The organism is Streptomyces sp. AJS327, assembly GCF_013450295.1.
In the GTDB taxonomy this organism is placed as follows: domain Bacteria; phylum Actinomycetota; class Actinomycetes; order Streptomycetales; family Streptomycetaceae; genus Streptomyces.
In genome coordinates, this window is the sequence record NZ_SKBR01000002.1 from 1,184,631 (window position 1) to 1,209,988 (window position 25,358).

A 25,358-nucleotide genomic window follows, 5' to 3' on the forward strand; every position below is an offset into this window, starting at 1 on the left:
CATGCCCACCACGCTCGGCCAGAACCAGTACGGCAAGGCGGAGATCCGGGTCGTCAAGGTCGTCAGGGACGGCGCGACACACCACCTCCGGGACCTCGACGTCTCGGTCGCCCTGCGCGGCGAGATGGACGCGGTGCACTACTCGGGCTCCAACGCCACGGTGCTGCCCACCGACAGCATGAAGAACACCGTCTTCGCGAAGGCCCGGGAGCACGGCGTGGTGTCGGCGGAGGCGTTCGGCACGCTGCTGGCGCGGCACTTCGTGGACGGTCAGGAGTCCATCACCGGGGCGCGCGTCCGGATCGCCGAACACGGCTGGGAGCGGCTGACCGTCCCGGGCGGCGGAGCCGTGGGGGAGGGGAAGGGCCGGGCGGTGGCGCCGCACTCCTTCGTCCGCAGCGGCACCGAGGCCCGGCTCGCGCAGGTCGACGTCGACGGCGAGCGGACCGAGGTGCTGAGCGGGCTGCGCGACCTCACGGTCCTCAACTCGACGGACTCGGAGTTCTGGGGCTACCTCAGGGACCCGTACACCACGCTGGAGGAGGACCACGACCGCATCCTGGCCACCTCGGTCTCCGCCTGGTGGCGGCACTCCGCCACCCCGGACGGCGGCGAGCCCGACTGGGACGAGCGCTACGCGCGGGCCCGGCACAGCATGCTGGACGCCTTCGCCGGCACCTACTCGCTCTCCCTCCAGCAGACGCTCTACCAGATGGGAGCGCGGGTGATCGAGGAGAGCCCCACGGTGGCGGAGATCCGCTACTCCATGCCGAACAAGCACCACTTCCGCGTCGACCTGAGCCCCTTCGGCCTGGCGAACGAGGCGAAGGACGGAGCGGTGTACTACGCGGCCGACCGTCCGTACGGGCTCATCGAGGCCACCGTCCTGCGTGACGGGGCCGACGCCCGGATACCGGTGGACATGACCAACCTGTGACCGACGGGTCCGGGGCGCTCCGGGGACACGCCCCCGGGGCCCGGCCCCGTCGCGGGAGCCACCGGGCCGAGCCAACCGCGAGTCAGTGACGAGGACACACATGCCGGAAACACCAGGACCACCTGCGGCGGCCACCCCGGCCGGCGCCGCCGACCAGGACGGGCGGCGGCGCGCCCGCACCGTCATCGAGAACTGCGCCGTGGCGACCGTCGACGCGCGGGACACCGAGTATCCGGTGGGACACCTCGTGATCGCGGGCAGCGAGATCGAGTCGGTCGGCCCGGGCCCGGCACCGGACGGGCTCGTGAACGTGGTCCGGCGGGTGGACGGCACGGGACACCTCGCCACCCCGGGACTGGTCAACACCCACCACCACTTCTACCAGTGGCTCACCCGGGGCCTGGCCACCGACAGCCACCTCTTCGACTGGCTGGTCGCGCTCTACCCCACCTGGTCCCGGATCGACGAGCCGATGGTCGACGCGGCGGCCCGCGCCTCCCTCGCGATGCTCGCCCGGAGCGGCGTCACCAGCGCGATGGACCACCACTACGTCTTCCCGCGCGGCTCCGGGGACCTGTCCGGCGCGATCATCCGGGCCGCGGTCCGCACGGGCGTCCGCTTCACCCTGGCCCGGGGTTCCATGGACCTGGGCGAGTCGGCGGGCGGGCTGCCGCCGGACTTCGCGGTCGAGTCGCTGGACGAGGCGCTGCGCGCCACGGAGGAGACCATCGACGGTCACCACGACCCGTCGCGCCAGGCGATGACGCGGGTGGCCGTCGCCCCCTGCTCGCCGTTCTCCGTCTCGACCGAACTCCTCCGGCAGGGTGCCGAGCTGGCCCGCCGCAAGGGGGTGCGGCTGCACACCCACGGCAGCGAGACGGTGGAGGAGGAGGCGTTCTGCCACGAGCGGTTCGGCATGGGCCCGACCGCCTACCTGGAGTCCACCGGCTGGCTCGGTGAGGACGTGTGGATGGCGCACTGCGTCCATCTCAACGACTCGGACATCGCGGCCTTCGCGCGCACCGGCACCGGCGTCGCGCACTGCCCCTCCTCCAACGCGCGGCTCGCCGCCGGGATCGCCCGCGTCCCGGATCTGCTCGCGGCCGGGGCGCCGGTCGGTCTCGGCGTGGACGGCACCGCGTCCAACGAATCCGGGGAACTGCACACCGAGTTGCGGAACGCGCTGCTGGTCAACCGGCTCGGGCCACACCGGGAGCGGGCGCTGACGGTACGTCAGGCGCTGCGGCTCGGCACGTTCGGCGGCGCCCAGGTGCTGGGCCGCCAGGACGAGACCGGGTCGCTGGAGCCCGGCAAGCTCGCCGACCTGGTGCTGTGGAGGCTCGACGGCCTCGGCCACTCGACCATCGCGGACCCGGTCGCCGCGCTGGTCCTCGGCCCGCCCGCCCCCATCACGCTCTCCGTGGTGAACGGCGCGACGGTGATGGAGAACGGGCGGCTGACCACGGTCGACGAGGAGGTGGTGGCGCGGGACGCGCGCGCGGAGGCGCGACGCCTCGCGGATCTCGCCTCCGGCTGACCCCTGCCGCACCGCCCGTCCACCCGACCCGCCCCCGACCCTCCGTAACCCCCTACCTCCGGGCCTCCGGACCCTTCCTGGCCCCGCACCCCCGCGCTCGCGTCAGCCTCGCGCCCTCGGCCCCGCACGGCCCGGACACCACCCGCCGGTGGCGCGAGGACTCGGCCCCGCCGGAACCGTCCGTCCCTGTCTCCTCCGATCCGGACCGACAGCCCGACCCCCGCCCCGCCTCTCCCGCACTTCGCCGCCCACCCCGACCTCCCGAGCCCCAACTCCCCACCCCCGGGCGGATGTTCGTCTACGAGACGTCCCCGCTCCCGCCAGGTCCGTGTCGGGCCCGTCGCCGTGACCCCGTCGGCGGACCCACCGCACGCTCCGGCGCCCCGGGGCCCTGGCGCGTCACCCCGAGCCGGGCACCGTCCCGTCGGCCGGAGACGAGGCCGTAACGGCGCGACCCCGTACGGCGGATCGGCGTCCGGACCGCTCTCGCGACGGTGCCGCGTACGTACGGCACGGCGTTCGTGTCCGGCGCCGTGGCCACGTACGACGGCGTGTCCCCGGACGACGGCACCGTGGCGGTGGCGGGGCGCGCGAGCCCCGAAGCCGGAACGTCCGGGAGCCGGGAGGCCGGTGGACTCGCCGGTTGACTCCGCCCTCCGCGTCACGCACCGGCGTTCCGCGCCGGCGCGCGCGTCACCCCCTCCGCTCCGCGTCCCAGGTTCCGCGTCCCCGCACTCCGCGCACCACCTCCCCGAAACAGCGTGCTGTCAGGCACACGACACCGACAGGAGGGCCGCCGTGGCCACATCGCCCCGGTTCACCCCAGACGACCCCACCCCCGACGAGGGCGGCGCAGCGCGGGACAGTGGCTCCGGCGCCTCCACGCACGGCGCCTCCACGGACCGCGCCTCCACGGCCGGAAGCGGCTCCGTGGCCGGGACCTCCGCGGACGACGGTTCGCGAGGCGACGCCGCCCCCGAGGCGGCGGTGCCGGGGAAGCACCCGGTCGACCGGGCGCTTCCGCCGTTCCGCATGGTCACCACCGGACTCCAGCACGTCGCCGCCATGTACGCGGGGGTGGTGGCCCCGCCCCTGGTCATCGGGGCCGCCGTGGGACTCTCCACGCGCGACCTGACCTTCCTCACCGGCGCCAGCCTGTTCATGGCCGGGCTGGCCACCCTCCTCCAGACCCTCGGGGTGTGGAGGATCGGTGCCCGGCTGCCCTTCGTCAACGGGGTCACCTTCGCCTCCGTCGCGCCGATGCTCGCCATCAACGGCTCGGAGGGGCCGGAGGACGCGCTGCCGGTCATCTTCGGCGCCACCATGGTGGCCGCCGCCCTGGGCTTCGTCGCCGCGCCCTACTTCAGCAAGCTGGTGCGTTTCTTCCCCCCGGTCGTCACCGGCTCGGTGATCACCCTGATCGGCCTGTCGCTGCTGCCCGTCGCCTTCAACTGGGCGCAGGGCGGGAACGACCAGGACCCGGACTACGGAGCGGGCCGGAACATCGCGATGGCCGGGGCCACCCTCGTCCTGGTGCTGCTGCTGCGCCGCTTCACGCGGGGGTTCGTCAAGCAGATCGCGGTGCTGCTGGGGCTCGCCGCCGGGACGCTTCTGGCGATACCCGTCGGCATCACCGACTTCGGGGCGCTCGGCGAGGCCGGACTGGTCGGCTTCCCCACGCCGTTCCACTTCGGCGCACCGCGGTTCGCGCTGGCGGCGATCATCTCGATGTGCGTGGTGATGCTTGTCTCCATGACCGAGTCCACCGCGGACATGCTGGCCCTGGGCGAGATCGTGGACAAGCGGGCCGACGAGCCGACCATCGCGGCCGGGTTGCGCGCCGACACCCTCGGCTCCTTCGTCAGCCCGTTCTTCAACGGCTTCATGTGCAGCGCGTTCGCGCAGAACATCGGGCTGGTCGCGATGACCGGGATCCGCAGCCGGTTCGTGGTCGCCACGGGCGGCGGTCTGCTCGTGCTGATGGGCCTCTGCCCGGTGGCCGCCGCGCTCATCGCGACGGTGCCCCAGCCCGTGCTGGGCGGCGCGGGTGTGGTGCTCTTCGGCTCGGTCGCGGCCAGCGGCATCCAGACGCTCGTCAGGGCGGGGCTGGACCGGGACAACAACGTGCTGATCGTGGCCGTGTCGCTGGCCGTGGGCATCATCCCGATCACCGCGCCGGAGTTCTACCACGCCTTCCCGGAGAGCGCGCGGATCCTCCTGGACTCCGGGATCTCCACCGGCTGTGTCGCGGCGATCCTGCTCAACCTGGTTTTCAACCACACCGCACGCGGCGTGGGGAAGAGCGGAACGGGCGGCGGGTCAGCGGACGTCACCGCGCCGATGGAGCCGGGCGAGGGCATCCCGGCCCGGCGAGCCGAGGGGCCCACGGCCACCGGCTGAGCCCTCCCGCGCCCGGTCGGCCCGCGCCGGTGTGCGTCAGCCGCCGGGCGCGCGGACGTCGGCTTCGGGTTGCATATCCGGATTGTTCGTATTCCCTGGCTATGCTGCTGGAGCGCTGACGGGCCGTCATCACGGTGCCCTCCGTGGCCGGTTCCGCCCCCTGGGTGACGCCCCGGTTTCCACCGGTCTCCTCCGTGGGTCTCCGCCACTCGCGCGCCTCGGGCGAGCGGGCGCCCGCCAGCCGACGCCCTGCCCAGCAGCGAACGGGAGACCGCGATGGACCTGGCAGCCCCGTTCCGCCGCCCGCCCGGGCCGGGGACGCCCGGTCGCCGCCGCACCGCCGCGCGGCGGCCGGGCCGCCGGGGAGCGATCACGTGACGCCCCGGCGCGCGGCCCGTCCCGGCGGAGCGGAGGAGACGGCGCCGGAGGACCCGCCGGGAGCCGAACCGCCGACGGGTCCCGATGACCCGACTGGACCCGAGGAGCCGGGCGGCCAGGGGAAGTTCACCTTCCCCAGCGCGCTGACCGTGCTGGTGTGCGTCACCCTCGCCGTCTGGGCGCTGGCCTTCGTCATCCCGCCCGGCCGCTACCGGCGGGACGGCGGGGCGCCGGTCCGTGGCACCTACCAGCGGGAGCCGGACACCGCCAGCCTCCTCGACCGGCTCTCCGACCTGTTCCTCGCACCGGTCAACGGGCTCTACGGCATCCAGGACCCGGACACCGGCCAGGTCGGGCCGGAGTTCTCCGGCGCGCTCTACGGCAGCGCCGGAGTGTTCCTCTTCGTCCTGGCCATCGGCGCCTTCATCTCGGTGGTGTTCGCCACCGGCGCGATGGACCGGGGCATCGGTCGCCTCGCGCACCGGCTCCGCGACCGGGGGTCGCTGCTGATCGCCGGGGTGATGACGCTGTTCTCGCTGCTGGGGACGGTGGAGGGCTTCGCCGAGGAGACCCTCGGCTTCTACGGGCTCGTCGTACCGCTGATGCTCGCGCTCGGCTACGACCGACTGGTGGCGACCGGCACGATCCTGCTGGGCGCCGGAACCGGCGTCCTCTGCTCGACGGTCAACCCCTTCTCGACCGGGGTGGCCTCGGCCGCCGCCGACGTCTCCCTCGGGGACGGGATCCCGCTCCGCGCCGCGATGTGGCTGGTCCTCACCGGGGTCAGCGTGGCCTACGTCGTCCGGTACGCGCGGCGGGTCCGCGCGGACCCGGGCCGCTCCAGGACCGGTTTCCTCCCGGGTGACCGGGAGCTGGCCGAGGCGGGCACCGGCTCCATGCCGCCGCTGACCACCCGGCACACCGTCGTGCTGGCCACCGTCGTGCTGGCCTTCGCCGTCCTGGTGTTCTCGGTGGTGCCCTGGGCGAACGTGTTCACCGGGGAGGCGGGCGCCGAGCCCTACCCCTGGGAACTCGGCTGGTCCTTCCCGCAGTTGGCGGCCTTCTTCCTGGCGGCCACGGTGGTCGTCGGGATCGTCTCCCGGATGGGCGAACCACGGCTGAGCGCGGCGGTCGTCCGGGGCGCCGCCGACTTCGTGGCCCCCGCGCTGGTCATCGTGCTGGCCCGGGGGGTCACGGTGATCATGAACAACGCGCGGGTCACGGACACCGTGCTGCACTCCGTGGAGGAGACCGTCTCCGGCACCCCGGGCGCGCTCTTCGGCGTCCTGGTGTTCCTGGTCAACCTGCCGCTGGCCTTCCTGATCCCGTCCAGTTCGGGGCACGCCACGCTGGCGATGCCGGTACTGGCGCCGCTGGCCGACTTCGCCGGGGTGTCCCGCGCGCTGGTCGTCACGGCCTGGGGCGCGGCCTCGGGGTGGATGAACCTCTGGGTGCCGACCACCGCCGTCGTCCTGGGCGGCCTCTCCCTGGCGAAGGTCGGCTACCACGTCTACCTGCGGTTCGTCTGGCCGCTGTTGACCGTGCTCGCCGTGCTGGTCTGCGGGTTCGTCGCGCTGGGTGCCGTCCTCGACTGAGCCGGGGGTCGTGCCGACGGGGGTGGCCGTGGTGGTGGGTCGGGCGGTGGGGGCTCCACGGTTTCGTCACGTGGTGGGGGTGGGTGGGTGGTTGTCTGCGGGGGGTGGGGGGGGTCGTGGGGTGGGGGGTGTCGGGTGGAACCGGGTGTGGGGTGTGGGGGTCTGAGGGGGGAGCGTCGTGTGCTTCCGGGGCCTGGATGGGTTGTGTGGGGGTGGGCGGCGTGTGGTGGGGGCGGTTCGTCCGTCGTCAGTCCGCGCAGTCGTGTTCGTGGAGTGTGGAGTTGACCGCAGAGAACAGCGCAGGGAGCAGTGCGGAGTCCGAGCGGATCGGGGAGTCCGGTTGGCGGGGTGTGTCGGGGCGTCGGGTGGCGCGGGTGGCCGTGCCCCTGGCGGTGGCGGTGGCCGTGATCGTGCCGCTGGCCTGGGTGGTGGCGAAGGACGGTGGGGAGGAGGAGCGGCGGGCGAAGAAGGGGAAGTTGGCCACCGAGGTGGGGACCGCGCCCGAGGCCGACTTCGACGGGGACGGCAGATCGGACCTGGCGATGGTCGCGAGTTCCGGTGACTACCTGACGGTCGTCTACGGCTCCGACTCCGGCGACGCCAAGGAGAAGAAGGGCGCCGAGGAGGGGAAGGGAGCCCAGGGCTCCCAGAAGGGGCCGGGCGACGGTTCGGGGTCCGGCGACGCGCGGCGGCAGCTGATCCGGGACCGGGACGTCCTCAGCGCCGCCGCGCGGGAGGGCGTCCGGCTCGGGGACGAGGCACACACCCGCGATCTGGACGGCGACGGCTACACGGACCTGGCCGTCAACATGACGGTCACCGCGAAACCCGGGACGGCGGACGGTCTCCGGAGCGGTGTGTTCGTGGTGTGGGGCTCGAAGAAGGGACTGCGGACCGACGGGGACGCGACCGCGGTCCGCGGGACGCCCAGGGGGTACTCTCCCGGCTCCGGCTCCCAGCGGCGGCACGCCTTGGCCGTGGGGGACTTCGACGGGGACGGGCACGCCGATCTGGTGACCCGGGTCGGCGGTCGGGACGGGCTGCTGCGGGGACCGTTCACCCGGGACGGCGAACCCGCCGCCCGGGGCGACGTACCCGGCCCGAGCAAACGCGGTGGCCCCCACCTGGAGGAGACCCTCGTCGGTGACATGAACGGGGACGGCGCCGACGACCTGCTGACCGTGCACTCCTGGGAGAACCCCGACCTCTCGGGAGGCAAGGCCACCAGCTATCTGGCGGGTGGCGAGAGGGGGTTCCGGGAACCCCGGCGCGGCCTCGTCCCCGGGGTTTCCCACGGCGTGCTGGGCGACGTGGACAACGACGGCTACGCGGACCTGGTGATGCGGCGGCATCCGAAGAACGCCGCCCCGGACGAAGCCGCCTTCGGCCCGGTGGAGGTCTTCTACGGGTCGAAGGAGGGTCCCGAGCCGGAGGAGTCCCGGCACACCGAGATCGACCGGGACACCGAGGGCGTGCCCGGCGAGGAGCGGAAGTACGGCACCTTCGGGGTTTCGCTGGACGCGGGCGACGTCGACGGGGACGGCCACGCCGACGTGGCGGTGGGCAACTCCGGGGGTGAGATGGACGGTGACAGGGGCTCGGTCACGCTGCTGCGCGGCGGGCCGGACGGCCTCACCGGCAAGGGCGCCCAGCGCGTGGGCCGGTCCACCGGCCCGGAGCCCGAATCCGACGACTCCCAGGGCGGGTTCGGCTCCGCCGTGCGACTGGTGGACGTGGCGAAGGACGACCACGCCGACCTGGCCTCGGGGCCGGACCGCGGGGACTCGGGCACCTTCGCGCGGCTGCTGCGCGGATCGCCGGACGGGATCAGCGGTTCGGACGACACCACCTACCCGGTGTCCGACTTCGGCGCCCCCGCCGACCGGACGGACCACGCCGCCGGGTTCCCCCGCTAACTCCGCCCCCACCGCCGCCGTCCTCGACTGAGCCGGGGGTCGTGCCGACGGGGGTGGCCGTGGTGGTGGGTCGGGCGGTGGGGGCTCCACGGTTTCGTCACGTGGTGGGGGTGGGTGGGTGGTTGTCTGCGGGGGGTGTGGGGGGTCGTGGGGTGGGGGGTGTCGGGTGGAACCGGGTGTGGGGTGTGGGGGTCTGAGGGGGGAGCGTCGTGTGCTTCCGGGGCCTGGATGGGTTGTGTGGGGGTGGGCGGCGTGTGGTGGGGGCGGTTCGTCCGTCGTCAGTCCGCGCAGTCGTGTTCGTGGAGTGTGGAGTTGACCGCAGAGAACAGTGCAGGGAACGGTGCGGAGTCCGAGCGGATCGGGGAGTCCGGTTGGCGGGGTGTGTCGGGGCGTCGGGTGGCGCGGGTGGCCGTGCCCGTGGCGGCGGCGGTGGCGGTCGCCGTGATCGTGCCGCTGGCCTGGGTGGTGGCGAAGGACGGTGGGGAGGAGGAGCGGCGGGCGAAGAAGGGGAAGTTGGCCACCGAGGTGGGGACCGCGCCCGAGGCCGACTTCGACGGGGACGGCAGATCGGACCTCGTCATCGCCTCGGAGTTCGGCGACTACCTGGCCGTCGTCTACGGCGGGGACGGCCCGGGTGGGAAGGACGGGACGGGTGACGGTTCGGGGCCGGGGGAGGGGCGGCGGCAGCTGGTCCAGCAGAAGGTCACCGGCCTCCCGGCGCGCAACGGGGACGGCGTCGGGTTCGGCCGCGAGACGCACACCCGCGATCTGGACGGCGACGGCCACACGGACCTGATCGTGGAGCTGAGCGTCTCCCCGAAGCCCGAGAACGCGCGCGGTCTGCGCAGCGGCGTGTACGTGGTGTGGGGCTCGAAGGACGGACTGCGGACCGGAGAGGGGGACGCGACCCCGGTCCGCGGGACGCCGAAGGGGTACGCCCCCGACCAGCCCGGGCAACACGCCCTGGCCGTGGGGGACTTCGACGGCGACGGGCACGCCGATCTGGTGACCCGGGTCGGCGGCCGGGACGGGCTGCTGCGGGGACCGTTCACCCGGGACGGCGAACCCGCCGCCCGGGGCGAGGTGCCCGCCCCGAAGGTCCCCGAGGGCGCCGACCTCGACAAGACCGCGGTGGGCGACATGAACGGCGACGGCTCCGACGACCTGCTCACGGTGCACGCCTGGGAGACCCCCGACCTCGCGGGCGGCAAGACCACCAGCTATCTGGCGGGTGGCGAGAAGGGGTTCCGGGAGCCCCGGCGGGACCCGGTGCCCGGCATCGACAACGGGGTGCTGGGGGACGTCGACAACGACGGCTACGCGGACCTGGTGATGCGGCGGCATCCGGACGGCTCGGCCCCGGACAGCGCCGCCTCCGGTCCGGTGGAGGTCTTCTACGGGTCGAAGGAGGGTCCCGAGCCGGAGGAGTCCCGGCACACCGAGATCGACCGGGACACCGAGGGCGTGCCCGGCGAGGACGAGGAGCACAGCGACTTCGGCCGCGCGCTGGACGCGGGCGACGTCGACGGGGACGGCCACGCCGACGTGGCGGTGGCCGACTCCGGGGGTGAGATGGACGGTGACAGGGGCTCGGTCACGCTGCTGCGCGGCGGGCCGGACGGCCTCACCGGCAAGGGCGCCCAGCGGGTGAACCGGTCCACCGGCGCGGAGCCGGGACCGCCGCGGCTCCGGGGCGGGTTCGGCTCCGCCGTGCGACTGGTGGACGTGGCGAGGGACGGCCACGCCGACCTGGTGGCCGGGGCGCCGAACGACGAGGCCCCGCGCGCCGCGGCGCGGCTGCTGCCGGGGTCGGAGGACGGGGTGAGCGGCGAGGCGGCCGCCACCTACCAGCTGTCCGACTTCGGAAACCCGCCGGACCGCGAGGATTTCGCCACCGGCTTCCCCCGCTAGGATTCCCGGCCTCCGCAACAGAGCCGGTCGGGCCCACCAGGCCCCGTCGGGCGCGCGGCGCGGCGGCGTCCGCGCGCCCGACGGTCCGTCCCACTCTCCGGTGACGGGCCGAACCGTGCGGCTCAGTCGAGGAGTTCGTAGGCCGGGAGGGTCAGGAACTCGGTGTACTCCTCGTCCAGCGCGACCCGCAGCAGCAGCTCGTGGGCCTGTCCCCAGCGCCCGGCCGCGAAGGTCTCCTCGCCCAACTCGGCGCGCAGCGCGGCCAGATCCTCCTCCGCGATGCCGCGGACCAACTCCGGGGTGACGCGCTCACCGGTGTCGAGCACCACTCCGGCCCGCACCCACTGCCAGATCTGCGACCGCGAGATCTCCGCCGTCGCCGCGTCCTCCATGAGCCCGAAGATGGCGACCGCGCCCAGTCCGCGCAGCCACGCCTCGATGTACCGGGTACCGACCCGGACGGCGTCCACCAGGCCGCGGCGGGTCGGGCGGGCCTCCAGCGAGCCGAGGTCGAGCAGGTCCGCCGCGGTCACCCGCACGTCCGCGCGCGTCCGGTCCTTCTGGTGCGGGCGATCCCCCAGCACCGCGTCGAACGACTCCCGGGCGACGGGCACCAGGTCGGGGTGGGCGACCCAGGAGCCGTCGAACCCGTCCCGCGCCTCCCGGTCCTTGTCCTCGCGCACCTTCCGCAGGGCGCGCGCGTTGGCCTCCGGGTTCCGGCGGTCCGGGATGAAGGCGGCCATGCCACCGATCGCGTGGGCACCGCGCCGATGGCAGGTGCGGACGAGGAGTTCGGTGTAGGCCCGCATGAACGGCGCGGTCATCGTCACCGCGTTCCGGTCGGGCAGGACGAAGGCGGGGCCGCTGTCCCGGAAGTTCTTGATGAGTGAGAAGAGGTAGTCCCAGCGGCCCGCGTTCAACCCCGAGGCGTGCTCGCGGAGTTCGTAGAGGATCTCCTCCATCTCGTAGGCGGCGGTGATGGTTTCGATCAGCACGGTGGCGCGCACGCTGCCCCGGGGGACACCGAGGTACTCCTGCGCGAAGACGAACACCTCGTTCCAGAGCCGCGCCTCCCGGTGGGACTCGGTCTTGGGGAGGTAGAAGTACGGTCCCGCGCCGCGTTCCAGCAGCCGCCGCGCGTTGTGGAAGAAGTACAGCCCGAAGTCGACGAGCGCGCCGGGCACCGGGACCCCGTCCAGCAGCAGGTGCCGTTCGTCCAGGTGCCAGCCGCGCGGGCGCACCACCACCGTCGCCAACTCCGCGTCGGGGCGCAGGGCGTAGGACTTGCCGGAGGCCGGGTCGGTGAAGTCGATCTCGCGGCGGAAGGCGTCGATCAGGCTGAGCTGGCCGCCGACGACGTTCGCCCAGGTCGGTGCGGAGGCGTCCTCGAAGTCCGCGAGCCACACCCGGGCGCCGGAGTTGAGCGCGTTGACCGTCATCCGGCGGTCGGTGGGGCCGGTGATCTCCACCCGGCGGTCGCTGAGCGCGGACGGGGCCTCCGCCACCCGCCACTCGGCCTCCCGGACGTGGGCCGTCTCGGGGAGGAAACCGAGCGTGGAGGTGCGCGCGAGTTCGGCGCGCCGCTCGGCCCGCCGGGCCAGCAACTCGTCCCGGCGCGGCGTGAATCGGCGGTGCAGGGCGCCGAGGAAGGCACACGCCTCCTCGGTCAGCACCTCGTCCTGGCGCGGCACGTGACGGTCGGCCGGGACGGCGGTGACGACACGCGGTGCGGGATCCGGTGCGGACGTACCCGGTACGGACATGGGGGTCACTCCTTCAGCGCTGGCACCGGCGACACCGGGGCGCCAGCCGCTCGTCGGCTGGGGTGCTGGGGGCGCCCGGCACCACCCGGGGTCCGTCCCGGCGGGCGGTGCCGGGCGGACGCGGGTGAGCCGGACCGTCCACCGTCCTGCGAGGCGCTTCTGTTGGGTGGAGAGTAGTTTTCTCATAGTGGAACTTCAATGGTTCGACGGACCCCGTGGGGCCTCGGCCGCCGGGGTTGCCGCAGAACCCGAAGCGATGTCCACCGTCACCCAACTCCGCTCGTACGCCCGGTAGTTCAGGGGTCAGTGGGTGGTCCCGTTCCGGCTCCGGGGAGCGACGGGTCCCGGCCCTCAGCGGTCGAGCCGCCACAGGTCCTCGGGGGTGTCGACATCACCCGCGTCCGCCACGTCCCCACACTCCACGAGCGTGATCCGGGCGGCCCGCCCGGCCAGGTAGGCGCGGGCCCCCCGGTCGCCGGTGGCGCTCTCCACCACCGGTGCCCAGTGCGCGGCGCCCAGCAGCACCGGGTGGCCGCGCCGCCCGTCGTAGGTCGCGGCGGCCAGCGTCCCGGGGTGACGGAAGGCCGCCCGGACCCGGGCGATGGCCTCGGCGCCCACCCCCGGCTGGTCGACCAGCGTGACCAACGCAGCCTCCACGCCCGTCCGTTCCAGTGACCGTAGTCCGGCGCCCAGGGAACCGCCCATGCCGGAGGCCCAGTCGGGGTTCACCACCGGCAACCAGCCGTCCTCCGAGGCACGTTCGGTGACCTCGGTGGCGCGCGCGCCCAGCACCGCGTGCACCGGGCGGCAGCCGCCCTCGCGGAGGGCCCGCACAGCGTGGTCCAGCAGGGTCCGCCCGTTCCGCTCCAGCAGCGCCTTCGGACGGCCGCCCAGCCGGCGGCCCGCCCCGGCGGCGAGCAGCAGTCCGGCCACTGTTGATCGACTGTGATCGTTCTGTGCCATGGGTCTTACATACCGCACAACACCCCACCGGCCGCGTTCCGATAGTGTTCGGCCCGGTAAACCAAGGCGCGTGTGGTGGGGGAGTCGGGGTAATGGGCAACGCCGGGAACACGGGAGTCTTCCAGCCGCTCGAAGGGGACGACCCCCGGTCTGTGGCGGGCTACCGGCTGACTTCCAAGCTCGGTGCGGGCGGCATGGGAAAGGTGTACCTCTCGTACACCCCCGGTGGCCGTCCGGTGGCGATCAAGGTGATCCGTCCGGACTTCAGTGAGGACGCCGAGTTCCGCCGTCGTTTCCGGCAGGAGGTCCAGGCGGCGCAGCGGGTGCAGGGTCTCTACACCGCTCCCGTGATCGACAGTGACACCGAGGGGCCGAACCCCTGGCTGGCCACCGCGTACGTGCCGGGCCCGCCGCTGACGGCGGCCGTCGCGGAGCACGGCAAGCTGCCGGTGCCGACGGTGCTGTTGCTGGTCGCCGGGATAGCGGAGGCCCTCCAGGTCATCCACGGCGCGGGTATCGTGCACCGCGACCTCAAGCCCTCGAACGTGCTGCTGGCGGCCGACGGGCCCCGCGTCATCGACTTCGGTATCGCCCGGGCCGCCGACGCCACCTCGCTCACCGGCAGCGGGGTCACCATCGGCACCCCGGCCTTCATGTCCCCGGAGCAGGCGTCCGGTTCCTCGGTCACCTTCGCCACCGACGTCTTCGCGCTCGGCCAGGTGGCGGCCTTCGCCGCGATGGGATCGCCCGCCTTCGGGGAGGGCACCTCGCACGGCGTGCTGTACCGCATCGTCCACGAGAAGCCCCGGCTGGACCACCTGCCGGAAGGGCTGCGGGAGCTGGTCACCCGCTGCCTGACCAAGGACGTCGAGTCGCGGCCCAGCGTCTCCGAGGTGATCGGCCTCTGCCGGGAGGCCTCCGCCGAGACGCAGCTGCGCCGCCCCGAGGACTGGCTGCCCAGCGCGGTCGCCGCCGACATCACCGGCCGCACCGCGGCCCCGGCCCCCGCGCAGGCCCCGCCGCCCCCGACCGGTCCGCCCGCGCCGAGCACCCCGGCCCCGGCCACCCCGCCGCCGCCCGCGGCGGCGCCGGTAGCCGCCACCCCACCCCCGGCCGCCCCGGCCCCGCCGCCCTCGGCCCCGCCCGCGAACCAGCCGCCCGCGCAGCCGCCAGCCGCTCCGCAGCCCCCGGCCGCCCAGCCTCCGGTCGCGCAGCCCCCGGCCGCCCAACTCCCGGCCCAGCAGCCTCCGGCCGCCCCGGAGCCGCGGGCCGCGCGGCCCGCCGCTCCGGCGAACCCGGACCCGTCCGCGGCCACCCCGGCCGCGCAGCCGCCCGCCGCGCTGTCCGGCTCCGCCACCCCGACGGGCTCCGGTGCGCCCGCGTCCGCGCCCTCCTCCGGAGGGGCGGACGCTCAGTCGGCGCGGTCCGCCCAGCCCGCCGCGCACGCCGCCGAATCCGGCCCGGGGGCACGGCTCTCCGAGGCGGCGGGCGGCGCGGGTGCCGCGTGGGCCCCGACGGAGCCCTCCGAACCGAAGGTCGCGCCGCCCGGCTTCGGGCCGCCCGCCGCCGGGAGCGGGCCCGCTCCCGGCGGCCCGGGGTACGGCGGCGGCCCGGGGCGGGGTGCCGGACCGTCGAACACCGGCACCATGCCGCTGGTCAGCGCCGAGGACCCGTACACCGTCCGGCAGGAGCCCGACCCCGGCCGGTCCCGGCGGGCCAGGAAGGCGAAGGTGATCGCGATCAGCCTCGCGGTGCTGCTCGCCTTCGCTGGCGGCGGCGTCACCGCCGTGATGCTCAGCAAGAACGGGGGCGACTCCGGGAACGAGGCGGACGACGACAAGAGCAAGGGCAAGAACGGCGCCTCCCAGGACCCCGCGCCGGAGGACACCGGAACGCCCGAGCAGCCCAGCGACTCGTCCAGCGAGGAACCGCCCGGCGACGAGTCCCCCGGTGGTGAGCCGATCCCCAACCCGAAGCCGAAGACGTACACGGACATCAACCTGCCCTCCGGGTACCACCTCTTCTTCGCCGACGAACCCGTGCGGGCGACCGACGCGGACACCGACGAGGACGTGGAGTACAGCACCAACCTCTCGCCGTCCAGCCTGAAGACGGAGGACGGGAACAAGCTGGTGCTGCTCAACAACGCGCAGAAGGGCTCCCTGGAGACCTGCCGCAACGAGACCCGCTTCACCTCCTCCATCGCGTTCAGCCGGATGTCCAAGGGAGCGGAGATCTGCGTCCGCACCGCCTCCGGCCACATCGGGCTGGTCACCTTCAACGGGATGGCCCCCAAGTCCGATCCGAGCGACTACATCAAGCTCGACCTGACCGTGTGGCGTAACGCGCTCGACGCGGAGTCCACCCCGACCTCCTGACGTCCGGCGGGAGTCGGGTCGGTGGTCCGGTGCGCCGGGCCAGCCCGGCGGCCGTGACGTCCGGACGCCCGGGGGGAGTTGGGTCCGGCCGCTCCGGGCGCCGGTGTCCGGCTGCCCCCGTGCCCGCCCGGACGGTGTGCTGCCGGGGGCCGTCGGCCTCGCGGCGGCCGGTTCCCGAGCGCTGCTCCCCCGGCGGCCGGTCTCCGTCTCCGGATCGTGCTGTCGGACGTGTCGCCCCAACCGCCCGTCATACGGCGGCTGTTGGCGGGGTGACGCGCTCGGCGGGCTGGCCGGTCCGGCGGTTCACCGGACCGTGCGTCCGGTCCCCTCTCCCGCCCCGTCCCGCTCCCACCCCTCCGCTCTCTTCTCTCCCCCGCCTCCTTCCACGACGCCCGTGAGCGCGGTCCGTCGCGGTCCGTGGGGCTGTTGGGCCGTGGGGTCGCGCCGCCGGTGAGTCCGCGACGTCCGGGTCCGCGACGTCCGGGTCCGCGTGTCCGCGGCGTCCGTGTGCGGCGCGCGTTCCGGGGGCGCGCGCCCTCGTGTACGCGAGACCGCCCCGCGCGCGGGCCCGGCACGAGGCCGTTCCGGGCCCGTCTCCAGGGGGTCGAAGGGGCGTGCGGGGACCCCGCGGCCACACCGCAACCGGCGCATAGTCGCCCGATTGACGGGAGTTCACCGCGATATGCCCGTCGCGCCCCAGTGATCCACATGGGCTGGCGGCCAGAAAGCGTCGCCGAATCTCGCCCTCCGTGTGGCGCATGGCGCGGAGAGTGGCGTTTACTGGCCAGATCTCTCGGGCGCCTGACCACCGTTCGGGAGGGGGCGTCGTCGAGGGCGCAGTGCCGTGCTGTGCCCCTGATGGGGGAGGCGAGTTGCGAAGCAGAACTGTCCAACAGCCGGCCGTCGAACGGTCGGAGGGTGACCGCCGCGCGGTGGAACTGCGGGAAGCGGTGGCCCAACTCCAGCGCGAGTTAGAGGAATACCCCGCTGACCTGCGCGATCGTGGGGTGGCCGAAGAGGCCCTGGGAAAACTCGACGCGGCGGCGCGGGAGCGGGAACCCTCGGTTCCGAAGCTCCAGCGTTCGCTTCTGTTGATCGCCGCGACGGTGGGCTCGGTGAGCGCGCTGACCGCCGGGTTGCACGCCCTGCGCGCGGCGGTCGACCGGTTCAGCGCGCCGGGCGGCTGAAACCGGCGGGGTGCCGGTAGCGCGCACTGTCAGCCAGCGGCCAAGCGGCTGGCGTGGTCTCGCCGTTCCGGAGTGCCCCGGGGGTGACCCGGGGCACTCCGGGCCGGGCGGGGAGTCAGGCGGTGCTGGTGCGGGCGAACGCGGCGGACAGGTCGGCCGCGACCTCGTGCAGCAGCGGGACGAACTTGTCGGTGGCGGCGTCGGTGACCCGTCCCGCCGGGCCGGAGATGGAGACGGCCGCCTCGGTCGGGGCCTCTGGAACGGAGACCGCGAGGCAACGCACCCCGATCTCCTGCTCGTTGTCGTCCGTGGCATAGCCGCTCTCCCGGACCTGTTCCAGCGCGGCGAGGAAGCGCTCCGGGGTGGTGATCGTCTTCTCGGTGGCGGCGGGCATGCCGGTGCGGGCCAGAAGCGCCCGCACCTCCTCGGGAGGGGTGTGGGCGAGCAGCGCCTTCCCGACACCGGTGGAGTGCGGCAGCACGCGGCGGCCGACCTCGGTGAACATCCGCATCGAGTGGCGGGACGGCGCCTGCGCGACGTACACCACCTCGTCCCCGTCGAGCAGCGCCAGGTTGGCCGTCTCGCCGGTCTCCTCGACCAGCCGGGCCAGGTAGGGCCGCGCCCAGGTGCCGAGCAGCCGGGACGCGCTCTCGCCCAGCCGGATCAGCCGGGGACCCAGCGCGTACCGCCGGTTCGGCTGCTGACGGACGTATCCGCAGGCCACCAGCGTGCGCATCAGCCGGTGGATGGTGGGGAGCGGCAGTCCGCTGCTGGCCGCCAGTTCGCTGAGCCCGACCTCGCCACCCGCGTCGGCCATCCGCTCCAGCAGGTCGAAGGCGCGCTCCAGGGACTGGACGCCGCCGGTGGGCGCGGAGGAGGGGGAGTTGGGGTCTGCGGACGACGCCACGTCGCGGTCCTTTCCTGCGGGTGTGCGCGCATGGTACCGGCACCGTTCGGCGGGGCGCCGCCCAGCGGGCGGCCCGGGGGCGGGGGAGCGGGGACGGTGCGCGACGCGGGGCACGGGGGTCGTGCGGGAGGAGTAACCGGGCGTGTGACGACGGCGGTTGGGGCGGGCGCGTGGGGTTGACGGGGCAGGGACGCACGGAGAGTATGCGTCAACAGAAAGTTGAATTCCGCTTCGTGGAACGTCTTTCGGTGGGACAGCCACCGGAGGGGTCAGGAGGAGGAATCCGTGTCCGCAACCGTGTCCGGGCTCTCGGCCGCGACCGACCGCCCCCTCGTGCTGCGCTCCACCCGGGTCGTCACGCCCGAGGGGGTACGGGCCGCCTCGGTCGTCGTCCGGGACGGCGTGATCGCGGCGGTGCTGCCCCACGGGGCCGAACCGCCTGACGGCGCCCGGCTGGAGGACCTCGGTGACGACGCGCTGCTGCCCGGCCTCGTCGACACCCACGTCCATGTCAACGACCCCGGGCGCGCGGAGTGGGAGGGCTTCTGGTCCGCCACCCGCGCCGCGGCGGCGGGCGGCGTCACCACCCTGCTCGACATGCCGCTCAACTCCGTGCCGCCGACCACGGACGTGGCCGCGCTGGAGGTCAAACGGGCCGTCGCGGGCCCCGCCGCCCACGTCGACGTGGGTTTCTGGGGCGGGGCCGTCCCCGGCAACCTCGGAGAGCTGCGCCCGCTGCACGAGGCAGGGGTGTTCGGCTTCAAGTGCTTCCTCTCACCCTCCGGCGTCGAGGAGTTCCCCGAGCTGGCGCCGGACCAGCTCCGCGCCGCCATGGCCGAGATCGCGGAGTTCGACGGTCTGCTGATCGTGCACGCGGAGGACCCCACGCGGCTCGCCGCCCCGCCCGAACGCGGCGGCTACGCGGGCTTCCTGGCCTCCCGGCCGGACGGCGCCGAGACCCGGGCCATCGCCCAGCTGATCGCGCTGGCGGGGGAGTTGGGCACCCGGGTGCACGTACTGCACCTGTCCAGCGCGCGGGCGCTGCCGATGCTCGCCGACGCCCGGCGGGCCGGAGTCCCGGTCAGTGTCGAGACCTGCCCGCACTTCCTCACCCTGACCGCCGAGGAAGTCCCGGACGGCGCCACGGAGTTCAAGTGCTGCCCCCCGATCAGGGAGGCGGGCAACCAGGACGCGCTGTGGAGCGGACTGGCCGACGGCACCGTCGACTGTGTGGTCTCCGACCACTCGCCGTGCACCGCCGACCTCAAGTCCCCCGACTTCGCCACGGCGTGGGGCGGAATCTCCTCGCTCCAGCTGGGACTTCCGGTGGTGTGGACGGCCGCGTGGGCGCGCGGGCACACCCTGGCGGACGTGGCGCGCTGGATGTCCGCCGCCCCGGCACGCCTGGCCGGGCTGGAGGCCAAGGGTGGTGTCGCGGTGGGCCGGGACGCCGACTTCGTGGTGCTCGCGCCCGAGGAGGAGTTCACCGTCGACCCCGCGCTGCTGCACCACCGCAACCCGGTGACCGCCTACGCCGGGCGGACACTGCGCGGGGTGGTGCGCTCCAGCTGGTCCCGGGGGCGGCGGATCACCGAGGACGGAGACGTCCTCCACCGGGCCGGACGACTGATGGAGAGGACGCGCCCATGACCGGCGACAGCCAGGAACCACCCCGCTACACCGGCGCCGCCCAGCCCTACGGCGGCGGCGACCCCTACGCCGACTACCGCACCCCCGGCCCGTCCGGCTTCCCCTTCGCCGCCCTGCCCGACCTCGCCGACCGGCGGCTGGGCGCGGGCGTCCTGGCGGCCGGGGACGAGTTCTTCGCGCAGCGCGAGAACCTCCTCGTCCCGGCGCGCGCCGAGTTCGACCCGGGGCGCTTCGGGCACAAGGGCAAGGTCATGGACGGCTGGGAGACCCGGCGCCGCCGGGGCGCCTCGGCCGACACCCCGCACCCCACGGCCGACGAGAGCGACTGGGCGCTCGTCCGGCTCGGCGCGCCCGGCGTGGTACGCGGCGTGATCGTCGACACCGCGCACTTCCGGGGCAACCACCCCCGGGAGGTGTCGGTCGAGGGGGCCTCCGTCCCCGGCGCGCCCTCGGCGGAGGAGCTGCTGGACGAGGGGGTGCGCTGGACCCCGCTGGTGCCCCGGACCCCGGTGGGCGGGCACGCCGCCAACGGCTTCCGCGTCGCCCACCCGGGCCGGGTGACCCACCTGCGGCTGCGCCAGTACCCGGACGGCGGCGTCGCGCGCCTCCGGGTGCACGGCGAGGTCGTCCCCGACCCCTCCTGGCTCGCCCTGCTGGGCAGCTTCGACCTCGCGGCGTTGGAGAACGGTGGCGCCGTGCTCGACGCCTCGGACCGCTTCTACTCGCCGCCCGGCAACACCATCTCCCCGGGCCGCCCGGGCAAGATGGACGACGGCTGGGAGACGCGACGGCGCCGGGACGACGGCAACGACTGGATCCACTACGCCCTGGCCGGGCACTCGGTGCCCCGCGCCGTGGAGATCGACACCGGCTACCTCAAGGGCAACGCGGCGGGCTGGGTGGCGCTGTCGGGCCGCGACGGCACCGGCGAGTGGACCGAACTGCTGCCGCGTACCCGGCTCCAGCCGGACACAGTCCACCGACTCCCGCTCGGCGGGGCCCGGTTGCCCGCCGTCCCGCCGGAGGCGGGGGCGGAGAGCGAACCGGGCGTCACCGAGGTGCGGATGGACATCTATCCGGACGGCGGGGTGGCGCGGCTGCGGCTGTACGGCTCCCTCACCGCCCGGGGCGCGGCCGATCTGGAGCGGCGATACCGGGCGGCCAGCGGCTGATCGCCCGCCGTGTCCGCCCGCGCCGGGGCGTGAACTGGGCGGCCGCCCACCGGACATGGCCCGCGCGGGGCGGGCCGGTCGCGGAGCGGGCCGGTCGGGTGCGTCAACGGGGCCCGGGCGCGGGCGAGTCGGGGCCGTGGGACGGGTAGCGAGTACCGGCGAGGTCGTCCCGGGGCGCGCGCCGTGCGGTCAACGGTGGTACGGCGCGGGGCCGTTGTGCGCCGCGGGACGGTCGTGCGCGCCCGGGGCGCGTGGCGGCCGTCCGCGGGCTCCGACACGAGGGTGAACAGCGCGCTAAAACACGGTAGTTGGCGTTGACATGTCATCTACGCGCGTCAGTATGGGAGACATGAGATTCCCCCCACGAATCGCGCGCGTCGGCGCCCTCGGAGCCCTGACGGCCGTCCTGTTGGCCGGTGGGCCCGCGCTCGCCACGGCCAGCGCCGACCCCGCGCCGCAGCAGGCGGCGGTCTCGCTCTCCGCGCCCGCCGCAGTCGGTGACATCTGCTACAACGACCTGCCGCCAGAGGCACACGAGACCCTGGACCTCATCGAGCAGGGTGGCCCCTACCCGTACCCGCAGGACGGCACCGTCTTCGAGAACCGGGAGGGACTGCTCCCGGACCAGCAGACCGGCTACTACCACGAGTACACGGTGGAGACCCCCGGTTCGGACGACCGTGGCGCCCGCCGCATCGTCACCGGTGAGCAGGACCAGGAGGACTACTACACCGCCGACCACTACGAGTCGTTCGACCTCGTCGACTACACCTGCTGAGCACCGCCTCGCACCACCCCAACCGGTGGGCGCCCCCGGCCAGATGACGGCCGGAGGCGCCCACCGTCAGTTTGTGCGGACCCCGGGGGTGGCTTTGTCAGCCTGAGCGGGTAACGTTCCCCACAGAGAGTGATACTCCGGAGGCGCACATAAGGGAGATACCCGTGATAAACGGCCCAGAGGTGGTTACGTGCGGTGAGGCGATGCTGTTGATGCTCGCTGAACCCGGGGTGCCGCTCGACCGGGCCACCACCTTCCGCCGCTCCGTGGCCGGCGCGGAGTCCAACGTCGCCTCCGGACTGGCCCGGCTCGGCCACTGGGTGCGCTGGATCGGCAGGGTCGGTGACGACCCGCCAGGAGAGGCCGTCCTCCGCGAACTCCGGGCCGACGGGGTGGACGTCTCCTGTGCCGAGATGGATCCCACCGCGCCCACCGGGCTGTTGCTGCGCGACAGCCACCCGCGGCGCGCCATCGACGTCCAGTACTACCGCACCGGTTCGGCGGCCTCGTACCTCGCCGCCGAGCAGATCGAGACCGTGGCGCTGACCGGAGCGCGCGTCGTGCACGTCTCCGGGATCACGCCGATGCTCTCCGCCTCCGCCGCCGAGGCCACCTGGGCCCTGGTGGAGCGCGCCCGCCAGGCCGGGGCCGCCGTCTGTTTCGACCCCAGTATCCGGCGCGCGCTGGCGTCCGAACACGACTGGATGCGCACCGTCGGGCCGCTGCTGCGCGAGGCCGACCTGGTCCTGGCGGGCGAGGAGGAGCTCGAACTGCTCCTCGGCGGCGGCGCGGAGGAGGCCGCCAAGGCGCTGCTCAGCCTGGGGCGGGCGAGCACCGTCGTGGTCCGGCGGCGGGACCACGCCGCGGTGGCCCTCACCGCCGAGGGCCAGTGGATCCAGCCGCCGTTCAGCGTGCCGGTCACCGACCCGGTGGGCGCGGGCGACGCCTTCGTGGCGGGCTGGCTCTCCGCCTGGCTGCGCGGCACCGACCCGGGGAGCGCGCTGGCCGAGGCGGCCTGTGTGGCCGCGCTCGTCGCGCAGTCCCCCGCGGACACCGACGGCCTGCCCACCGCCGCCGGACGGGACCGGGCGCTGGCCGCCCTCGCGGGAAGTGACGTGGGGGAGATCGTCCACCGGTGAGCCGGGGCCGCGCTCGGAGCGGGGCGGCCCGGCCGGGCGGAGCCGGGCGCGAACGGGGGAACGGGGACCGCAGGCGGACGTGTGCGGGGCCGTGCGCGAGCCCCCGGGCGCGACCGAAACGGCGACGGAGAGAGGCGGCGAACTTCCGTGTATCGCTGGGAGATCACCCGGGCCGCGCTGGAACAGCGCGTCCTCGCCATCGTCCGCGGTGACAGCTACGAGCGGGCGACCTCGGTGAGCGACACCCTGCTGGGAGCGGGTATCACCAGCCTGGAGATCTCGCTGACCACCCCGTACGCCCTGGACGCCGTGTCGATGCTGCGCCGGGAGACGGGGGACGACTGTGTCATCGGCGCGGGCACCGTGCTCGACGCGAGCGCCGCCCGGATGGCGGTGGACGCCGGGGCCCGCTTCCTGGTGTCGCCCGCTCTCGACCCCGAGGTGATCAGGACGGGGCACCGCTGTGGCGTGCCCGTCTTCCCCGGCGTGGCCACCCCGACCGAACTGGTCCGCGCGATGGAACTGGGCGCGGACGCCGTGACGTTGTTCCCCGCCGCCACCTTCGGCCCGGAGTGGCTGCGGCGGGTGCGGGCCGCCCTGCCGCAGGCGGCGGTGCTGCCCACCGGTGGAGTGTCGGCGGCGGAGGCCCCCGACTGGATCGCCGCGGGCGCGGTGGCCTGCGGGATGGGGGCGGCGCTCGCCGAGGGCGACCGCGAGACGGTGACCAAACGCGTCAGCGAACTGCTCCAGCGGCTCCAGGAGGCGGTACCCACCCCGCCGGCCCGGCGGCGCTGACCCACCCCCGACCTCCCCGACCTGGGCCCACGAGGTGCCGGAGCTGGGGATTTTCGGTGTGCTGGAAGCACGGACTCCGGGCAGGGCGCGCCCCGGAAGCACCGACTCCTTAGGCTACGGGCATGAGGATCAGCGAGTGCCGGGCCGAGGACGTCGCCGTGCTCGACCGGCACCTGCCCTTCGCGGCGCCGGACTCCTCGCACGCGGCGCGCTACGCCAGACACCGCGCGGGCGACGGCACCTTCCTCGTCGCCTGGGTCGACGGGCGGCCCGCCGGGAGCTGCGAGGTGCGGTGGACGGGATGTGAGTCGCCCGAGGTCCGGGCGGCCCACCCGGGCTGCCCGGAGATCAGCGGACTCGGCGTCTGGCCCGGGGCGCTGCGCTCCCGGGGCATCGGCAGCGCGCTCATCGGCACCGCCGAGGAACTGGCGGTCCAGCGCGGCCACCGCCTGCTGGGCCTGGGCGTGGAGAAGAACAACCCGCGCGCTGAGGCGCTGTACAAGCGCCTCGGCTACCGCCTCTCGACGCCCTACCTCGACTGCTGGTCCTACGAGGACGGCGACGGGGTCACCCACCGGGTGGCCGACGCCCGGCTCTTCTTCGTCAAGCCCCTCGACGGCTAGCGGCGTGGCGCGCCCCGGTCCTCCGCCGGGTCCGGGGCGGCGGAGCGCGGTGGGTGCCGGGCACCGCGGGCGGCTCAGGCGAGTTCGCTGACGCGCACCGGCCTGCCCGCGAGCCGGGACAGCTCGCTCGCCTCGGCGATCCGCAGCGCGGCCAGCGCCTCCCGTCCGTCGCACGGGTTGGTGATCTCGCCCCGCGCCGCCCGCAGGAACGCCGCCAGCTCCGCCGCGTAGGCCGGGGCGAAGCGCTCCAGGAAGCCGGGCCAGGGCTCCGGTGGCGCGGGCGGGCCGTCCGGCTCGACGGAGGTGAGCGGGGTGCGCGCGGTCAACCCCACGGCGATCTGGTCGCGTTCGCCCGCCAGCTCCATCCGGACGTCGTACCCCGCGGCGTTGACCCGGGTGGCGGTCGCCGTGCACAGCACGCCGTCCTCCAGCGTGAGCAGCACGGCCGCCGTGTCCACGTCCCCGGCCTCCCGGAAGGCGGGCGGCCCGGCGTCGGAGCCGACGGCGCAGACCGACACCACCTCCCGGCCCGTGACCCAGCGGATCGCGTCGAAGTCGTGCACCAGGCAGTCGCGGTAGAGGCCGCCGGAGAGCGGCAGGTACGCGGCGGGGGGCGGCGCCGGGTCGGAGGTGACGGCGCGCACGGTGTGCAGCCTGCCGAGGCGGCCCTCCCGCACCGCCTCGCGGGCGGCCGCGTACCCCGCGTCGAACCGGCGCATGAAACCGACGTGCAACAGGGTGCCCGCCGCCTCCACCGCGTCCAGCGCCTTCCGGGTGGCGGGCAGGTCCAGGGCGATGGGCTTCTCACAGAAGGTGGGCAGCCCCCGCTCCGCCGCCGCGGTGATCAGCTCCGCGTGCGAGTCGGTGGCCGAGGCGACGACCACCGCGTCCGGCGCGGCGGCGAGGAGTTCGGCGGGGGAGGCGAGCGGGGTGGCGGCCAGCTCGGTGGCGGCCGCCGCGGCCCGCGCCGCGTCGGCGTCCGCCAGGAGGAGTTCCGTTACGTCCGGCAGCGCCCCGAGGGTGCGGGCGTGCAGGGCACCGATCCGGCCGATGCCGATGATTCCGACGCGCATGGCACCACGCTCTCCCCGATCTTCCGCCAGGTCAATGCCGGTTCGGGTGGCGGGGCGGTGGGCTGGCGCGCGCGGGGGCGGGAGAGCGGAGGACCGTGCACGCGGGGTCACCTTTCGGCCCGGTACCGCTAGCCTGGTGGCCGGTTCCGGAGGCCCCGCCGACGCGGTGGCCCGGGGACCACCGGCTGTCCCCCGTGCCGCCGGTCCCCCGCCAGCGGGGTGCGGTGGCGGGCGATCCGGGCGGTACCCGTTGGTC

General features: G+C 74.5%; 17 protein-coding genes and 1 pseudogene. 14 read left to right on the forward strand and 4 right to left on the reverse strand.

From position 1 onward, the window contains the following. Nucleotide 1 precedes the first annotated feature (1 nt). The 6 genes from pucL to E0L36_RS14775 all read left to right on the forward strand — a co-directional run bounded on the left by pucL (nucleotide 2) and on the right by E0L36_RS14775 (nucleotide 10,674). Nucleotides 2-937, forward strand: coding sequence for a factor-independent urate hydroxylase (pucL, locus tag E0L36_RS14750; protein ID WP_180929479.1), 936 nt, complete (start codon nucleotides 2-4; stop codon nucleotides 935-937). Nucleotides 938-1,037: 100 nt separating this feature from the next. Further along, complete coding sequence (locus E0L36_RS14755) at nucleotides 1,038-2,474, forward strand: 8-oxoguanine deaminase (RefSeq protein ID WP_180929480.1); 1,437 nt, start codon at nucleotides 1,038-1,040, stop codon at nucleotides 2,472-2,474. Between the two features lie 1,032 nt (nucleotides 2,475-3,506). After that, nucleotides 3,507-4,874, forward strand: a complete 1,368-nt coding sequence (locus E0L36_RS14760) for a nucleobase:cation symporter-2 family protein (protein ID WP_180930014.1) — start codon at nucleotides 3,507-3,509, stop codon at nucleotides 4,872-4,874. Nucleotides 4,875-5,395: 521 nt separating this feature from the next. After that, nucleotides 5,396-6,847, forward strand: coding sequence for a YfcC family protein (locus tag E0L36_RS14765; RefSeq protein WP_219636752.1), 1,452 nt, complete (start codon nucleotides 5,396-5,398; stop codon nucleotides 6,845-6,847). A 281-nt stretch (nucleotides 6,848-7,128) separates the two neighbouring features. Beyond that, nucleotides 7,129-8,763, forward strand: coding sequence for an FG-GAP and VCBS repeat-containing protein (locus tag E0L36_RS14770; RefSeq protein ID WP_180929482.1), 1,635 nt, complete (start codon nucleotides 7,129-7,131; stop codon nucleotides 8,761-8,763). Between the two features lie 312 nt (nucleotides 8,764-9,075). Continuing rightward, entirely contained in the window at nucleotides 9,076-10,674 is a 1,599-nt protein-coding gene (locus E0L36_RS14775; RefSeq protein ID WP_180929483.1) for an FG-GAP and VCBS repeat-containing protein, read from the forward strand. Between the two features lie 122 nt (nucleotides 10,675-10,796). On the opposite strand, the gene aceB is transcribed toward E0L36_RS14775, so the two are convergent. After that, nucleotides 10,797-12,437, reverse strand: a complete 1,641-nt coding sequence (gene aceB, locus E0L36_RS14780; protein WP_180929484.1) for a malate synthase A — start codon at nucleotides 12,435-12,437, stop codon at nucleotides 10,797-10,799. Nucleotides 12,438-12,788: 351 nt separating this feature from the next. Then, on the reverse strand, nucleotides 12,789-13,400 hold the full coding sequence (locus E0L36_RS14785; RefSeq protein ID WP_180929485.1) for an NTP transferase domain-containing protein: 612 nt from the start codon (nucleotides 13,398-13,400) through the stop codon (nucleotides 12,789-12,791). A gap of 92 nt (nucleotides 13,401-13,492) precedes the next feature. Here E0L36_RS14785 and E0L36_RS28510 point away from each other — a divergent pair. Both E0L36_RS28510 and E0L36_RS27005 read left to right on the forward strand, forming a co-directional pair. After that, nucleotides 13,493-14,836, forward strand: a pseudogene (locus tag E0L36_RS28510) (serine/threonine-protein kinase); the annotation flags it as partial. A gap of 1,814 nt (nucleotides 14,837-16,650) precedes the next feature. Next, nucleotides 16,651-16,965, forward strand: coding sequence for a DUF5955 family protein (locus E0L36_RS27005; RefSeq protein ID WP_258016169.1), 315 nt, complete (start codon nucleotides 16,651-16,653; stop codon nucleotides 16,963-16,965). A 115-nt stretch (nucleotides 16,966-17,080) separates the two neighbouring features. Here E0L36_RS27005 and E0L36_RS14800 read toward each other — a convergent pair whose 3' ends face one another. Further along, on the reverse strand, nucleotides 17,081-17,872 hold the full coding sequence (locus E0L36_RS14800) for an IclR family transcriptional regulator (RefSeq protein ID WP_180929486.1): 792 nt from the start codon (nucleotides 17,870-17,872) through the stop codon (nucleotides 17,081-17,083). Nucleotides 17,873-18,157: 285 nt separating this feature from the next. Here E0L36_RS14800 and allB point away from each other — a divergent pair, with 285 nt between their 5' ends. The 6 genes from allB (at nucleotide 18,158) to E0L36_RS14830 (ending at nucleotide 24,029) form a co-directional block, all read left to right on the forward strand. Beyond that, nucleotides 18,158-19,522: an allantoinase AllB gene (gene allB / locus E0L36_RS14805; RefSeq protein WP_308416765.1), complete on the forward strand. Its 1,365-nt coding sequence runs from the start codon at nucleotides 18,158-18,160 to the stop codon at nucleotides 19,520-19,522. Beyond that, entirely contained in the window at nucleotides 19,519-20,694 is a 1,176-nt protein-coding gene (gene alc, locus E0L36_RS14810) for an allantoicase (RefSeq protein ID WP_180929487.1), read from the forward strand. The genes allB and alc overlap by 4 nt, the downstream gene beginning before the upstream one ends. Before the next feature lie 349 nt (nucleotides 20,695-21,043). Beyond that, on the forward strand, nucleotides 21,044-21,472 hold the full coding sequence (locus E0L36_RS14815; protein ID WP_180929488.1) for a ribonuclease domain-containing protein: 429 nt from the start codon (nucleotides 21,044-21,046) through the stop codon (nucleotides 21,470-21,472). A gap of 164 nt (nucleotides 21,473-21,636) precedes the next feature. After that, nucleotides 21,637-22,611 carry a sugar kinase gene (locus E0L36_RS14820; protein ID WP_180929489.1) on the forward strand — a complete coding sequence of 325 codons (975 nt, stop codon included), beginning with the start codon at nucleotides 21,637-21,639 and terminating at the stop codon, nucleotides 22,609-22,611. 147 nt (nucleotides 22,612-22,758) lie between these two features. Further along, nucleotides 22,759-23,406, forward strand: a complete 648-nt coding sequence (locus tag E0L36_RS14825; protein ID WP_180929490.1) for a bifunctional 4-hydroxy-2-oxoglutarate aldolase/2-dehydro-3-deoxy-phosphogluconate aldolase — start codon at nucleotides 22,759-22,761, stop codon at nucleotides 23,404-23,406. Nucleotides 23,407-23,528: 122 nt separating this feature from the next. Beyond that, entirely contained in the window at nucleotides 23,529-24,029 is a 501-nt protein-coding gene (locus E0L36_RS14830) for a GNAT family N-acetyltransferase (protein WP_180929491.1), read from the forward strand. A gap of 74 nt (nucleotides 24,030-24,103) precedes the next feature. Here the strand turns inward: E0L36_RS14830 and E0L36_RS14835 are convergent, their stop codons facing one another. Continuing rightward, a complete protein-coding gene (locus E0L36_RS14835; RefSeq protein ID WP_180929492.1) occupies nucleotides 24,104-25,102 on the reverse strand; it encodes a Gfo/Idh/MocA family oxidoreductase in 999 nt (332 codons plus the stop codon). Nucleotides 25,103-25,358 lie beyond the last annotated feature (256 nt).